Annotated in this window: 16 protein-coding genes; 11 read left to right on the top strand and 5 right to left on the bottom strand. The window is 58.1% G+C overall.

Going from position 1 to position 13,705, the window contains the following annotated elements:
- Positions 1-87: 87 nt before the first annotated feature.
- The gene (gene ivbL / locus ACMYSL_RS00450) at positions 88-183 is read right to left on the bottom strand and encodes an ilvB operon leader peptide IvbL (RefSeq protein WP_112216085.1); all 96 of its coding nucleotides are present in this window, start codon (positions 181-183) and stop codon (positions 88-90) included.
- A gap of 583 nt (positions 184-766) precedes the next feature.
- Here ivbL and tisB point away from each other — a divergent pair.
- The 4 genes from tisB to emrD all read left to right on the top strand — a co-directional run bounded on the left by tisB (position 767) and on the right by emrD (position 3,639).
- A complete protein-coding gene (gene tisB / locus ACMYSL_RS00455) occupies positions 767-856 on the top strand; it encodes a type I toxin-antitoxin system toxin TisB (RefSeq protein WP_182235358.1) in 90 nt (29 codons plus the stop codon).
- Positions 857-926: 70 nt separating this feature from the next.
- Entirely contained in the window at positions 927-1,373 is a 447-nt protein-coding gene (locus ACMYSL_RS00460; protein ID WP_434664323.1) for a GNAT family N-acetyltransferase, read from the top strand.
- Between the two features lie 70 nt (positions 1,374-1,443).
- Positions 1,444-2,277, top strand: coding sequence for an EamA family transporter (locus tag ACMYSL_RS00465; RefSeq protein ID WP_434661077.1), 834 nt, complete (start codon positions 1,444-1,446; stop codon positions 2,275-2,277).
- Positions 2,278-2,454: 177 nt separating this feature from the next.
- Positions 2,455-3,639, top strand: coding sequence for a multidrug efflux MFS transporter EmrD (gene emrD / locus ACMYSL_RS00470; protein WP_182235355.1), 1,185 nt, complete (start codon positions 2,455-2,457; stop codon positions 3,637-3,639).
- A 62-nt stretch (positions 3,640-3,701) separates the two neighbouring features.
- On the opposite strand, the gene ACMYSL_RS00475 is transcribed toward emrD, so the two are convergent.
- Complete coding sequence (locus ACMYSL_RS00475; RefSeq protein WP_182235354.1) at positions 3,702-4,349, bottom strand: TetR/AcrR family transcriptional regulator; 648 nt, start codon at positions 4,347-4,349, stop codon at positions 3,702-3,704.
- A gap of 80 nt (positions 4,350-4,429) precedes the next feature.
- On the opposite strand from ACMYSL_RS00475, the gene ACMYSL_RS00480 reads away from it, so the two are divergent.
- On the top strand, positions 4,430-5,926 hold the full coding sequence (locus ACMYSL_RS00480; protein WP_182235353.1) for an MDR family MFS transporter: 1,497 nt from the start codon (positions 4,430-4,432) through the stop codon (positions 5,924-5,926).
- Here the strand turns inward: ACMYSL_RS00480 and ACMYSL_RS00485 are convergent.
- Positions 5,923-6,837: a LysR family transcriptional regulator gene (locus ACMYSL_RS00485; RefSeq protein ID WP_434661079.1), complete on the bottom strand. Its 915-nt coding sequence runs from the start codon at positions 6,835-6,837 to the stop codon at positions 5,923-5,925. The genes ACMYSL_RS00480 and ACMYSL_RS00485 overlap by 4 nt on opposite strands.
- Positions 6,838-6,939: 102 nt before the next feature.
- Between ACMYSL_RS00485 and ACMYSL_RS00490 the strand changes: the two genes are divergently transcribed.
- From ACMYSL_RS00490 to ACMYSL_RS00505, 4 genes are all read left to right on the top strand, one after another.
- A complete protein-coding gene (locus ACMYSL_RS00490) occupies positions 6,940-7,566 on the top strand; it encodes a pyridoxamine 5'-phosphate oxidase family protein (protein WP_434661081.1) in 627 nt (208 codons plus the stop codon).
- Entirely contained in the window at positions 7,566-8,036 is a 471-nt protein-coding gene (locus tag ACMYSL_RS00495; protein ID WP_110275929.1) for a DUF1348 family protein, read from the top strand. The genes ACMYSL_RS00490 and ACMYSL_RS00495 overlap by 1 nt, the downstream gene beginning before the upstream one ends.
- 240 nt (positions 8,037-8,276) lie before the next feature.
- On the top strand, positions 8,277-9,086 hold the full coding sequence (gene nlpA, locus ACMYSL_RS00500; protein ID WP_434661083.1) for a lipoprotein NlpA: 810 nt from the start codon (positions 8,277-8,279) through the stop codon (positions 9,084-9,086).
- 24 nt (positions 9,087-9,110) lie between these two features.
- Complete coding sequence (locus tag ACMYSL_RS00505; protein WP_182235349.1) at positions 9,111-9,971, top strand: DMT family transporter; 861 nt, start codon at positions 9,111-9,113, stop codon at positions 9,969-9,971.
- On the opposite strand, the gene ACMYSL_RS00510 is transcribed toward ACMYSL_RS00505, so the two are convergent.
- Positions 9,963-10,517 carry an NUDIX hydrolase gene (locus ACMYSL_RS00510; RefSeq protein WP_434664326.1) on the bottom strand — a complete coding sequence of 185 codons (555 nt, stop codon included), beginning with the start codon at positions 10,515-10,517 and terminating at the stop codon, positions 9,963-9,965. The genes ACMYSL_RS00505 and ACMYSL_RS00510 overlap by 9 nt on opposite strands.
- A 169-nt stretch (positions 10,518-10,686) precedes the next feature.
- Here ACMYSL_RS00510 and ACMYSL_RS00515 point away from each other — a divergent pair, with 169 nt between their 5' ends.
- Together ACMYSL_RS00515 and ACMYSL_RS00520 are read left to right on the top strand one after the other, a co-directional pair.
- Entirely contained in the window at positions 10,687-11,466 is a 780-nt protein-coding gene (locus ACMYSL_RS00515; protein WP_434661084.1) for an MBL fold metallo-hydrolase, read from the top strand.
- A gap of 14 nt (positions 11,467-11,480) precedes the next feature.
- On the top strand, positions 11,481-12,434 hold the full coding sequence (locus ACMYSL_RS00520) for a GlxA family transcriptional regulator (RefSeq protein ID WP_434661085.1): 954 nt from the start codon (positions 11,481-11,483) through the stop codon (positions 12,432-12,434).
- Here the strand turns inward: ACMYSL_RS00520 and ACMYSL_RS00525 are convergent.
- Positions 12,431-13,480 carry an NAD(P)-dependent alcohol dehydrogenase gene (locus ACMYSL_RS00525; RefSeq protein WP_434661086.1) on the bottom strand — a complete coding sequence of 350 codons (1,050 nt, stop codon included), beginning with the start codon at positions 13,478-13,480 and terminating at the stop codon, positions 12,431-12,433. The two genes, ACMYSL_RS00520 and ACMYSL_RS00525, sit on opposite strands and share 4 nt — an antisense overlap.
- Between the last annotated feature and the right edge of the window lie 225 nt (positions 13,481-13,705).

Genomic DNA, 13,705 nt, shown 5'->3' on the forward strand with positions numbered 1-13,705 from the left:
TACTTAGCGTATCCGGGCGGGGCTCTTAAACGAAAAACCCCGCTCGGTTTGCGCCGGCGGGGTTTGGAATTCGTGTTGTTCCGGACCCTACGGCGCGTTGCCGACGACGACCACCACAGACACGACGACCACCGCGGCAGGCGCGGTTAGTAGTAGAGTCGAAGTCAGGATGGATGCGTTCATTAGGGACCTGTTGTCTTAAAAAAGTGAATGAATTTATACAAACACAGCTTTTGCCATTTCACAACGGATTTATTTTCAACCACGAGAAACTGCGTGAAGGATCACATTAATTTGCGGAGGGATAAAACAAAAAACCCCGCGCACGGCGAGGTCTTTTGAATGGTGTCTTTGCGGTTGGTAGTCGCGAATACACTGTATTACGTCAACGACAAAAGTATACGCGATCGACGAAGAAGGCGCAATTTCACGACGGTTTTTGCTGATCTAGAGTATGGATCGCACTCGCAGATTTGTCCAAAATATACTGTTCATTTATACAGTAATCATTCTATACTGATGGGGTACGCAGAGTGACATCTGGGGGCCGCACTTTTACCGGCGCAATGAAGTCCTGGCTGAAACGGGTGGTGCCGTCAGTGCCTTAACCCCAGAAGAGCACACTGTGTTACGTCAACAAATACCCTGAATAACTTGGGCTGTAGCCGACAGGCCGCGCCTGAAATATGACGGGTATACCCTGGCTGGCAACAGGCGGCGGAAAGGTACGCCAGCCGGTCGTGCTCCTGAACCAGAGGAGACGCGTATGGGCGGAGTGGATATCGTTGTTCTGATCCTGAAACTCATAGTTGCTGTGTTGCAACTGCTTGATGCAGTCCTGAAGCAGTTCCGCTGATTCAGGTTCAAGTCGCACCTGGGAGGGGCGGGAAACCGCCCCTCTACAGGCTAACCCGATGGAGAAAACCATGGCACCGCTGTTGATTGCCGCAGTAACCCCAGATGACCCAGGTTTTACGGCGCTGCGAGTCGAAAGCCTGGCGCAAAATCTGAATATGCTTCGCCGCCTGGCGGAGAACTGGCAGAGTGGGAAAAACCGCTTTGACGCACCTGGAGAAAAGCTGCTGGGGGCCTTTGCGCATGGGCAGCTGGTCGGCGTTTGCGGACTGAATATCGACCCTTTTAGCCAGCAGATGCGGGCCGGACGCATCCGCCATTTATACATTGGTGAGAGCCACCGCCGGCAGGGGATCGGGCATCAGCTACTGGTCTCGGTTATTACCCACTCAGGCACCAGCTTTGATTTCCTCAACACCCATGCGCCGTCAACGGCCTGGTCGTTTTATGAAAATCTGGGATTTCGCCCGGTGTTCGATGAACCCCAGGTCACACATCGTCTGTTCTGTTCGCTCTAGTCATCGCTGGCTGCCGGGGAGAGCGCATGTTACAGTCCAGTGACGATTTATTCCCCATATCCGGGCCGTAATGACCATCACCGTATTCTGTATTTTGCTGTTCGCTGCTCTGCTTCACGCCAGCTGGAACGCTATCGTTAAAGCGAGCGGCGATAAGATGTATGCGGCAATCGGCGTTAGCGGTTCAGCCGCATTAATCGCCCTCGCTTTACTCCCCTTTGCCCCACAACCCACACTCGCCAGCGTGCCGTTTCTTGCCGTCTCCTGCGCGTTACAGGTGGTGTACACCGTGCTGGTGGCGAAAACCTACCAGGTCTCGGATATGAGCCAGACCTATCCGCTGATGCGCGGAACCGCGCCGCTGCTGGTGGCGATAATCAGCGTCACTTTCCTTGGCGACCATCTCTCGCCGCTGGCGTGGCTGGGGATTGGCGTAATCTGCCTGGCGATTCTGGCGATGGCCTTTAACGGTCGATCCAGTTCAAGTACCGGCATCGTACTGGCGCTGATTAACGCCTGTTTTATTGCCGGTTACACGCTGGTGGACGGAACCGGGGTGCGGCTTTCAGAAACCGCGCTGGGCTATACGCTGTGGACTTTTTTTATGAACGGTTTTTGTCTGCTGAGCTGGGCGATGATCGCCCGACGCCCGCAGGCCAGCCGCTATTTACGCCAGCACTGGAAGAAGGGAATGGTCGGCGGTGTCGGTACCATGGGCTCTTACGGTCTGGCGCTGTGGGCAATGACTCAGGCACCGCTGGCGGTCGTCGCCGCGCTACGTGAGACGTCGATTCTGTTCGGCGCAGTTATCGCTTTTATCCTGTTGAAAGAAAAGGTCGTTCCACTGCGCATTGTTGCAGCTTGCGGTATCGCCGCCGGGGCGATTCTGCTACGGCTGTCTTAATCTGGATATGGCAACATTAGTTGCCGATTTTCGTTTACAAAACCTGCCTGAAATACCCCGATAATCCCTCCGCTCAGGGTTGTTCTGTCATTTTTATGTGGTAGATTCCTCCATCGTTTTGCGGGTGTGTTAGTCACATATTCTTTATCTTCCATATTTCACAAAGTATTCATCGACATGAAACGGCATAAGAACTTCAATTTGTTGTTGATGCTGGTACTGCTGGTGGCCGTCGGCCAGATGGCGCAGACCATATATATCCCGGCGATTGCTGATATGGCGGTATCGCTCAACGTCCGTGAGGGCGCGGTGCAGAGCGTGATGGCCGCTTATCTGCTGACCTACGGCGTATCGCAGCTATTCTACGGCCCGCTATCGGATCGTGTTGGTCGTCGCCCGGTGATCCTCGTGGGAATGTCTATTTTTATGCTGGCGACGCTGGTTGCCATCACTACCCATAGCCTGCCGGTGCTGATCGCCGCCAGCGCAATGCAGGGGATGGGCACCGGGGTCGGTGGCGTGATGGCGCGAACTCTGCCGCGCGATCTGTATGAAGGCGCACAGCTAAGGCACGCTAACAGTCTGTTGAATATGGGTATTCTGGTCAGTCCGCTGCTCGCGCCGCTGATCGGCGGCATTCTCGATACCCTGTGGAACTGGCGGGCCTGCTACGTCTTCCTGCTGGTGCTTTGTGCTGGCGTGACCTTCAGCATGGCGCGCTGGATGCCGGAAACCCGACCAACCGGCGCACCGCGTACCCGGCTTATCACCAATTACAAAACGCTGTTCGGCACCAGCGCGTTTAACTGCTATCTGCTGATGCTAATCGGCGGCCTGGCGGGTATTGCTGTGTTCGAAGCCTGTTCCGGCGTGCTGATGGGCGCGGTGCTGGGCTTGAGCAGCCTGTCGGTGAGCATTCTGTTTATTCTGCCAATTCCGGCGGCGTTCTTTGGTGCGTGGTTTGCCGGACGCCCGAATAAACGCTTCCCGACGTTGATGTGGCAATCGGTGATTTGCTGCCTGCTGGCGGGGGTGATGATGTGGATCCCGGGCTTGCTGGGCATAATGACCGTCTGGACCCTGCTGGCACCTGCCGCGCTGTTCTTTTTTGGCGCGGGGATGCTGTTCCCGCTGGCGACCAGCGGCGCGATGGAGCCATTTCCGTTCCTCGCCGGAACCGCCGGGGCGCTGGTGGGCGGGCTGCAAAACATTGGCTCCGGCGTGCTGGCGTGGTTGTCGGCGATGATGCCGCAGACCGGTCAGGGCAGCCTGGGCCTGTTAATGATGCTGATGGGCTTGCTGATTCTGCTGTGCTGGCTGCCGCTGGCATCGCGGTTTAGCCGCCACCAGCAGCCGGTTTAAAGCTTCGCCGGTTCGCGACGCGGGCTACCGGCCCGCAGATGGCGGTGAACCTGTAGGGGGAATCAGCCGCCAATTCCGTGGCTAATCAGTGCCAGCGCGTGGCTGACAATCATCTGCTTGTTCACTGATTGCAACCGCACATCGGTATGGGTACGGGAAAACGGCACCAGTACCAGGCTTATTAAGGTGGTAAACAGCAGCTCCGGCGACAGCGCCGGGTTGAGTTTGCCCTCCTGCTGCCAGCGGCGCACCGTCGCCAGCATTTTGTGGTATTTCTCATCGCCAAAACGCGCGTGCATATGCTGACGCAGTACCGGCATCTCGCCGATGATCTCCTGCATCCACAGCGGTGCGAACCATGCATTTTTCTCCGCCATCGCCGCCAGGGTTTCAATAAGCAGGGTAAAAGCGGTCACCGGCTCATCGCTATGTTCTACAAAAATTAGGCCGATGTCGTTGCGCAGCGGCATAAAGCGCTCTTCAACCAGCTTTTCCACCAGCGCCTCCCGCGAACTGAAATAGTAGTGCAGCATCGCGGGCGTCACCCCCGCTTCTTTGGCGATGGCGTTCAGTGAAATTCGCGCGATCCCGTGGCGGGCAAACAGCGCCAGGGCAATATCCATCAACTGTTCGCGGTTGGCGGAGCCGGATTTCTGCCCGCGCGGGCGACCGGGGCGACGTGGGGCTTCATTGTCTTTTTGTGCTGACATCGTATGGCGATCCCTTGACCTGATTCATCATTTCCCTAAATATTAATTATGTATTTAATTAATTTCAAGCGAGTGATGCTATGACATCTGAAGTCGCGAGCCAACCGGCGGTACCCTCAATCCGCCTGCTCTTCAGCGCTCTACTGCTGGTCATGCTGCTATCAGCGCTGGACCAGACTATTGTCTCAACCGCGCTGCCGACCATCGTCGGCGAACTCGGCGGGCTGGATAAACTCTCGTGGGTAGTGACCGCCTATATCCTCAGTTCGACCATCGCGGTGCCGCTGTACGGCAAATTTGGCGACCTGTTCGGGCGGAAAATCGTCCTGCAGGTGGCGATCGTGCTGTTCCTTGCCGGTTCCGCCCTGTGCGGGCTGGCGCAGAACATGACCCAACTGGTGCTGATGCGCGCCCTGCAAGGGTTGGGCGGCGGTGGCCTGATGGTGATCAGCATGGCGGCAGTGGCCGATGTGATCCCGCCTGCTAATCGCGGTCGCTATCAGGGGTTATTCGGTGGTGTTTTTGGCCTGGCGACGGTGATTGGGCCGTTAATCGGCGGCTTCCTGGTGCAGCACGCCTCCTGGCGCTGGATTTTCTACATCAACCTGCCGCTGGGCCTGTTCGCGCTGCTGGTGATCGGCGCGGTTTTTCACAGCAGCAACAAGCGCAGCCAGCACCAGATCGACTGGCTGGGGGCAATTTACCTCAGCATGGCGCTGCTGTGCATCATCTTGTTTACCTCCGAGGGTGGCAGCGTTCGCGCGTGGAGCGACCCGCAGCTGTGGTGCATTCTGGCCTTTGGCGTGGTGGGGATTATCGGTTTTATTCATGAAGAACGACTGGCCGCAGAGCCGATTATTCCGCTCTCATTGTTCCGCAACCGCAGCTTTCTGCTTTGCAGCCTGATTGGCTTTGTTGTTGGGATGTCGTTGTTTGGTTCGGTGACCTTCCTGCCGCTCTATTTGCAGGTGGTAAAAGCGGCGACGCCGACCGAGGCGGGGCTACAGCTAATCCCGCTGATGGGTGGTCTGCTGCTGACCTCGATCATCAGCGGACGCGTTATCAGCCATACCGGTAAGTACCGGGTGTTTCCGATTATCGGCACCCTGCTGGGCGTGGTGGGAATGGTGCTGCTGACGCGCATAACCATCCACTCGCCGATGTGGCAGCTGTATCTTTTCACCAGCGTGCTGGGAGCGGGTCTGGGACTGGTGATGCAGGTGCTAATACTGGCAGTGCAGAACGCGATGCCTGCGCAAATGTACGGCGTGGCAACCTCCGGCGTGACGCTGTTCCGCTCGATTGGCGGCTCTATCGGCGTGGCGCTGTTTGGCGCGGTATTCACTCATGTATTGCAAAATAACCTGCAACACCTGCTGCCGGAAGGTGCGCAGCTGCCGCGGGCGCTGAATCCGGCGGCGGTACAGAATTTGCCTGCGGAGATTCGTCTGGATTACCTCGACTCCTTCGGGGCCGCTATCCACGCGGCGTTCCTGATGGCGGCCTGCATTATGGCGGTGGCGTTTGTGCTCTCCTGGCTACTGAAAGAAGCACCGCTGAAAACGACCGCCCGCTAGGCGGTGGCGGCAATACGCAGCAGCGCCCGACGCAGGGCGGGCGCGGCGAAATCGATAAATTTACGCAGCTTGAGCGGGGCCAGGTCCCGGGCGTTAGAGAGCAGATGCACCGGCGCGGGTTCCGGCTCCATCGTTTGAAAAATTAGCTTCAGTTCGCCGCACACCAGGCCATCGATAGCCTGGTAATGCAGCAGGCGCGCCACGCCAGCCCCCAGTCGGGCGGCATCGGCGGCGCTCTCCGGGGTGGTCACCGAAAGCATCGGAGCGAGCGCGACCAGCCGGTCTTGCGCTTCTGTGGTATTAAATCGCCAGCCGCTGTAGGGCATCGGCGACTCAATGTGAATCATCGGCAGCATGGTCAGATCGCGCGGGCGTTCTGGCGTGCCGTGTTTTTCCAGCAAGCCCGGATGCGCACAGGTGACGATGCGCATCTCACCAAGGCGGGTCGCCACCATCCCGCTATCCGGCAAGGCACCGATACGTACCGCTAAATCAACATGCTCGTCCACCAGGTTGGCGTTGCGATCGCTAAGCAGTAAACGGACGCGAATCTGCGGGTAACGGGCAAGAAATTCCGTGATTACCGGTAAAACGTGCAAACGACCAAACATGATAGGCGCGGAGATCGTCAGCTCGCCTTTTGGTTCCTGATATTCGCCCACCGCCTGGCGCTCGGCGTTCTCCACCTCTTCGAGGATCCGTCGCGCGGCGGCGACATAATCGGCTCCGGCGTCGGTCAGCGTTAGCTTGCGGGTCGTACGGATGAGCAGGCGCACGCCGAGCGCATTTTCCAGCTCGGCAATATTGCGGCTGACGGTGGTCAGCGGCGTATTTAGCGCCCGCGCCGCTGCCGACATACTGCCGAGTTCAGTCACTTTCACCAGCAGCGCCATGGCGCTGAGTCGGTCCATAATTATCCCGTTTTTCGGAAATATGATTGCCAGATCCCCACTATTATCTTTTTTGTCGACACAGTCCATGATGAGTCATGCCACATCGCCTTCGGAGAAATTATGTCAGTAGACTTTCTTGATATCGCCATGACCCCTAACGTGATGGATGTTCAGCATGAGATGGGCAGCGATGGGATGTGGCAGTCGCCGCATCGCCCGCGTAGAGGAGAGCGCTTCAGCGACAGCGAAGAGGGGATGATCGTCACCCGCGATAGCTTCTACCTGGCGACGATTTCGCAAACCGGCTGGCCCTATATTCAGCATCGCGGCGGCCCGGTGGGTTTCCTGCATCTGCTGGATGAGACCACTCTGGCGATGGCGGATTTCTCTGGAAATCGCCAGTACATCACCACCGGCAACCTGCGCGGTAGCGACCGGGCGTGTCTGTTTTTGATGGATTACCCGCGCCGTGCCAGGCTGAAAATCTACGCCACCGTAGAAGTCGTGGCGGCGGAGAGCGACCCGGAATTATTGGCGCGGGTCACGCCGGAGAACTATCGGGCCAGAATCGAGCGCATTTTTCGCTTTCATTTACAGGCTTTTGACTGGAACTGCCCTCAGCATATTACCCCGCGCTACACCGCCCAGCAGGTGGCGGAGTATAGCCAGACGCTGCAACAGCGTATTGACGATCTGGAGCGGGAAAACCAGCGCCTGCAACAGCTTATTCATACAGGAGAACAATGATGACCGAACAACGCCCACCGCTGCCGCCGTTTACCCGCGAGAGCGCCGCGCAAAAAGTGCGGGCCGCCGAAGATGGCTGGAACAGCCGTGATGCCGGAAAGGTCGCGCTGGCCTACACCGTCGATAGCGAATGGCGTAATCGCAGCGAGTTTGTGCACGGCAGGACGCAAATTATCGACTTTTTGCAGCGAAAATGGCGTAAAGAGCAGGAATACCGTCTGATTAAGGAGCTGTGGGCGTGGAGCGACAATCGTATTGCGGTGCGCTTCGCCTATGAGTGGCACGATGACAGCGGCAACTGGTTTCGCTCCTACGGCAATGAGAACTGGGAGTTTGATGAACGCGGTCTGATGCACACGCGCTACGCCTGCATCAACGACCTGCCGATCGCCGAGAGCGAGCGCCTGTTCCACTGGCCCCAGGGCCGTCGCCCGGACGATCACCCGGGGTTGAGTGAGCTGGGGCTGTAAGGTGCGTCCCCCGCTCTAGAGATCCCCGGAGGCGGCGCTGCGCACCTGTCCGGGCTACTCGATCGCAGCCGACGGTGAACCCGTAGCCCGGGCAGGCGCATCGCGCTGCCCCCGGGAGAAAGGGGGAAGATGATTTTATTTCCAGTTGCCGTTTTTGCGTTTAAAACCTCACCCCAAAGTCGTTATAGTTTCAGACGAAAAAATAATAACGATTCTCTATGGACTGACGGGGTAATAACAATGAAATTGCGTTTACGGACAGCCGCCGCCGTGGTGCTGGCGGGCCTGCTGCTGGCGGGCTGCGACCAGAAGGGCAGCGATGCCAAACACATTAAAGTTGGCGTGATTAACGGCGCGGAACAGGATGTAGCAGAAGTGGCGAAGAAAGTAGCCAAAGAGAAATATGGCCTCGACGTTGAGCTGGTGGGCTTTAGCGGCTCGCTGCTGCCCAACGAATCCACTAACGCCGGGGATCTGGACGCGAACGTCTTCCAGCACCGTCCGTTCCTCGCCCAGGATAACAAAGCCCACAACTATCGCCTGGTGGCGGTCGGCAATACCTTCGTCTTCCCGATGGCGGGCTATTCGCGCAAAGTTAAATCCGTCGCCGAGCTGAAAGACGGCGCGACCATCGCCATTCCTAACGACCCGACCAACCTGGGCCGCGCGCTGCTTCTGCTCCAGCAGGAGAAGCTGATTACGCTCAAGGCGGGCACCGGCCTGCTGCCGACGGCGGTCGATATCACCGACAACCCGCATAACCTGAAAATCATGGAGCTGGAAGGGGCGCAGCTACCGCGCGTGATTGACGACCCGCAAGTCGATGTGGCGATCATCAGCACGACTTACCTCCAACAGACCGGGTTAACGCCGGTGCGCGACGGCATCTTTATCGAAGACAAAAACTCGCCGTATGTGAACATTATCGTGACCCGCGAAGACAACAAAGACGCGGAAAACGTAAAAGAGTTTATGCAGTCCTACCAGTCGCCGGAAGTGGCAAAGGCGGCAGAGACTATCTTCAACGGCGGCGCGGTTCCCGGCTGGTAATTATTGACACAAGGAGATGTGGCGATGACCCGGCAACGCCAGGCAGATTTGCTGCTAATAGCCGCGACGGTTATCGCCGCCTGCGGATGGATTTTTTCCCGTGAAGCGATTGCCGGCATGCCGGTTTTCGCCTTCCTCGGCCTGCGCTTTTTCTTCGCCGCGCTGCTGTTGCTGCCGTTCTGTCGCGGGTTTCGCGTCGACAAGCAGTACTGGCCGCGCATTATTATCAGCGGCCTGTGGTTTGCGTTAAACCTGTGCCTGTGGATCTACTCGGTATCGACAACTCCGTCGCTGGGCGAAGGGGCGTTTATTATGAGCCTGTCGATGCTGTTCGTGCCGCTTACCGCGTGGGCGATGATGAAGGCGCGTCCGGCGCGGGCCTACTGGGAGTGCCTGCCGATTGCCATTGTCGGCCTCGGTTTGCTCAGCCTGCATATGCCGATTGAGTTTCACCCCAGTCAGGGCTGGTTTCTGCTGACCGCGCTGGTGCAATCAATCTGGTTTTGCTACACCAGCAACTGCGCCCGCGAGGTGCCGCTGATCCCGCTAACTACCGTGCAGCTAGGCATCACCGGGATTGTCGGACTGGGGATTTCCGCCGCCGTCGAGACCTGGGATCAGCCGTTTACCCTGCCGACCTTCGGCTGGCTGCTCGCCAGCATTGTCATCGCGACCAGCCTGCGCTTCGGCCTGCAAATGAAGGGGCAGAAGTACGCAGCGGTCGCCAGCGCGGCAATCATTATGGTGCTTGAGCCGCTGTTGACGGTGATTGCCGCCGCGCTGTGGTACGGCGAACAGCTGCCGTTGCAGAAGATTATCGGCGGCGTGCTGATCCTCGTCGCCCAGCTGTGGTTTCGCTGGCGGATGCTGAAACCGCTACGCTAAACCGGTCCGCCGCTGCGCCATCAGATGCAGCAGCGGCACCAGCGATAGCCCGTCCGGCATCTCGCCGCGGGCTATCAGCTGGCCAATCTCTTCGAGGGTAAACCAGCCGGTTTCCATCACCTCATCCTGATCTTCATCCATCCCCACCCAGGTTAAATCACTGGCAAGCCAGGTGATAAACAGCTGGTCACTGCTGCCATAGGAAGGGTTATAGCGGATGATTTCTTCGGCATTTTTCGCCTGCCAGCCGGTTTCTTCCCGTAGTTCACGCAGGGCCGTCTCGCGCGGATCTTCCCCTTCATCAACGCCGCCCGAAGGAACGGCCCACACCACCTGGTCTATTAGATAACGGTAGTGGCGGATTAGCAGCACTTTGTCATCCTGCATCGCCACAATCCCCACAGCGGGTCGCGGGTAGTGGATGGAGTAAAAATCCCGCCGATCGCCGGGGGCCATATCAATGCCGACCTTGCGCATGCTGAACCACGGGGTGTCCGCCATAACCTCGGCGTCGTGCATATCGGCGGCGGTTAACTTCTTCTTCATCGTAGCCACTCTTCCTGAAAATTGAGCGTTCAGCACACCATAGCCGGGAGCGGATGGCAACCACTGTAGATTGGCCCAATCCCATCGATCATTGCCCAAACGCCCATATTGCGCCAGGCTTGTGGCACGTACGATGTTCGCCAGATAACCGCGAAGAGGAATGAGCATCATGAAAATAACCCACATCCGTAATGCCACGCAGATTATTGAATATGCTGGTAAAAAATTTCTTATTGACCCCATGCTTTCTGACAAAGGTGCCTGGGCAGGCTTCGCCGGAACCGCGCGCAGCGAGTTGCGCAACCCGCTGGTGGCGCTACCTTTCTCTGTTGAAAAGATTGTTGATGTTGATGCCGTTATCGTCACCCACACCCATGAAGATCACTGGGACGAGGCGGCGATCGCCGCGATCCCCAAAACGCTGCCGATCTATATTCAGCATGAGGCCGATGCTCAGTTGCTGCGCGGACAAGGGTTCAGTGATATTCGTCTGCTCTCTGAGGACAGCGCGTTTGCCGATGTTGCCCTGGTGAAAACCACTTCTGGGCAGCACGGTAGCGACCGCACTTATGCGGTTGCGGCGATGGCCGAACGCCTGGGCGAAGCCTGCGGCGTGGTGCTGCGTCATCCACAGGAGAAAACCCTGTGGCTGGTGGGGGATACCATCTGGCGCGATGAAGTAGAAGCCGATATGGTCAGACTACAGCCGGACGTGGTGGTGCTGAATGCCGGATATGCCCATGTTATCGGTTTTGGGCCGATTATTATGGGCAAAGAAGATGTGCTGAAGGCGCATTTCACCCTGCCGGAAGCCAAAATTGTCGCAAGTCATATGGAAGCGGTAAACCACTGCCTGCTGAGCCGCGATGAGCTGCGTCAGTACGTGGCTGATAATCAGATTGCCGATGTGGTCAGCATCCCGCAGGATGGGGAAACGTTGGTCTTTTAATGCCGGAGCGGGCGATGAAACTCACGGAAGTGGCGATTGTGGCGGTGGACGGGTTTAGCCCGTTCCACTACTCGGTGCCCTGTATGCTGTTTGGCGATACGGTCTCGGAAACCAAACGCTTTAACCTGCATATTTGCGCCGAACGACCGGGGCTATTGACCGCTCGCGACGGCTTTGCGCTGAACGCCAGCGGCGACTTTGCGACCCTTGAACAGGCAGATATTGTGGTAGTGCCTTACTGGGGCGCGGTGAACCAACGACCTGTGCAGTCGCTGCTCGACAGCCTTGTACGAGCGCGTAATAACGGCGCTGAAATCGTCGGCCTGTGCCTCGGGGCATTTGTGCTGGGCTACGCCGGGCTGCTGGACGGTAAGCGGGCTGCGACCCACTGGGAGTTCGAGCAGGATTTTCAGCGCCTGTTTCCGCAGGTGCAGCTGGATATCAATGCACTGTACGTCGATGACCAGCGCATTATTACCTCGGCGGGCACCGCGGCAGCGCTCGACTGCTGCCTGTATATCATCCGCCAGCGTTTCGGCAGCCTTGTCGCCAATCAGATTGCCAGGCGGATGATCGTCCCGCCGCACCGCGAGGGCGGCCAGGCGCAGTTTATTGCTCAGCCGGTGCCGAAAAACACCCGCGACGCGCGGATTAACGGCCTGCTTGAGTATCTCCAGCAGCATATCCGCGAACCACATAATCTTGATTCGCTGGCGCAGGTGGCGGCAATGAGCCGCCGCACCCTGACCCGCCATTTCGCCAAAGCGACCGGTATGAGTATCGCCGACTGGCTTTCCGCCGAACGCCTGCGACGCAGCCAGCTTCTGTTGGAGGCCGGGGATTTACCTATCGAACAGGTGGCAGAGGAAGTGGGCTATCTCTCCGCCGTGACTTATCGCCAGCAGTTTAAATCGCGTTTTGGCGTCAGCCCGGCGGAGTGGCGGCGTACCTTTCGCCGTGGCGCTTAGCCCCCGAGAGTGGCGCTGTCGATCACGAAGCGGTATTTCACGTCGCCTTTGACCATTCTCTCCCAGGCTTCGTTGATCTGATCGCCGCGAATCAGCTCAATATCGGCGACGATACCGTGCTCGGCGCAAAAGTCGAGCATCTCCTGGGTTTCAGGAATGCCGCCGATCATCGACCCGGCAATCGACCGGCGGCGGAAGATCAGGTTAAACACTTCCGGAGACGGATGCGGCGTGGCGGGCGCGCCCACCAGGGTTAGCGTGCCGTCGCGTTTAAGCAGCGTGGTAAAGGCATCGAGATTGTGCGGTGCCGCCACGGTATTGAGAATAAAGTCGAAGCTTTTCACGTGCGCCGCCATTTCGTCCTCGTTGCGCGACACTACGACCTCATCCGCGCCCAGCTCTCGCGCCGCATCACGCTTGGATTCTGAGGTGGTGAATGCCACCACGTGGGCACCCATGGCGTGGGCCAACTTGATCCCCATATGCCCCAGCCCGCCGATCCCGACAACGCCCACTTTTTTGCCCGGTCCGACGTTCCAGTGGCGCAGCGGCGAGTAGGTGGTGATACCCGCGCACAGCAGCGGTGCGACAGCGGCCAGTTGCTCTTTAGGATGGCGCACGCGCAGCACGTAGCGCTGATGGACGAGGATTTGCTGGGAGTAACCCCCCAGGGTGTGGCCGGGGTCATCCTGCGTTGGGCCGTTGTAGGTGAGCACCATGTGGTCACAGTAGTTTTCCAGCCCGTCCTGGCACTCCTCGCACTGTTTACAGCTATCGACCATGCAGCCGACGCCCACCAGATCGCCAACGGCATAGCCGGAGACCCGGTTGCCCACGGCGGTCACCCGGCCAACGATTTCATGGCCCGGCACGCAGGGGTAGAGCGTTCCGGCCCATTCGGAGCGCGCCTGGTGTAAATCGGAGTGGCAGACGCCGCAATAATCAATGGCGATCTGCACATCATCCGGCCCCGGTTCACGGCGGGTGATGGCCATAGCGCCCAGCGGCTGGCTGGCGGCATTCGTACCAATAGCGTTGATCTGCATAGCAAAACCTCTTCTGTGTAACGGAGTTGAATAAAACGGAGGGGGAGAGCGTTTTTTGCGCGGTAGCGTTAAGCGTAGCCTGGTTGAAGCGGGATGGGAGGGGGAAAGCTCAAAGGGTTAAAGAGCTGCTGAGGCGAGAGGGGATTTCGTTAGTTATTAATATATACCCGTCATACTTCAAGTTGCATGTGCGTTGGCTTTCCTCGCTCGCCCCAGTCACTTACT

Source organism: Klebsiella sp. MISC125 (genome assembly GCF_051131775.1).
GTDB lineage: Bacteria > Pseudomonadota > Gammaproteobacteria > Enterobacterales > Enterobacteriaceae > Klebsiella.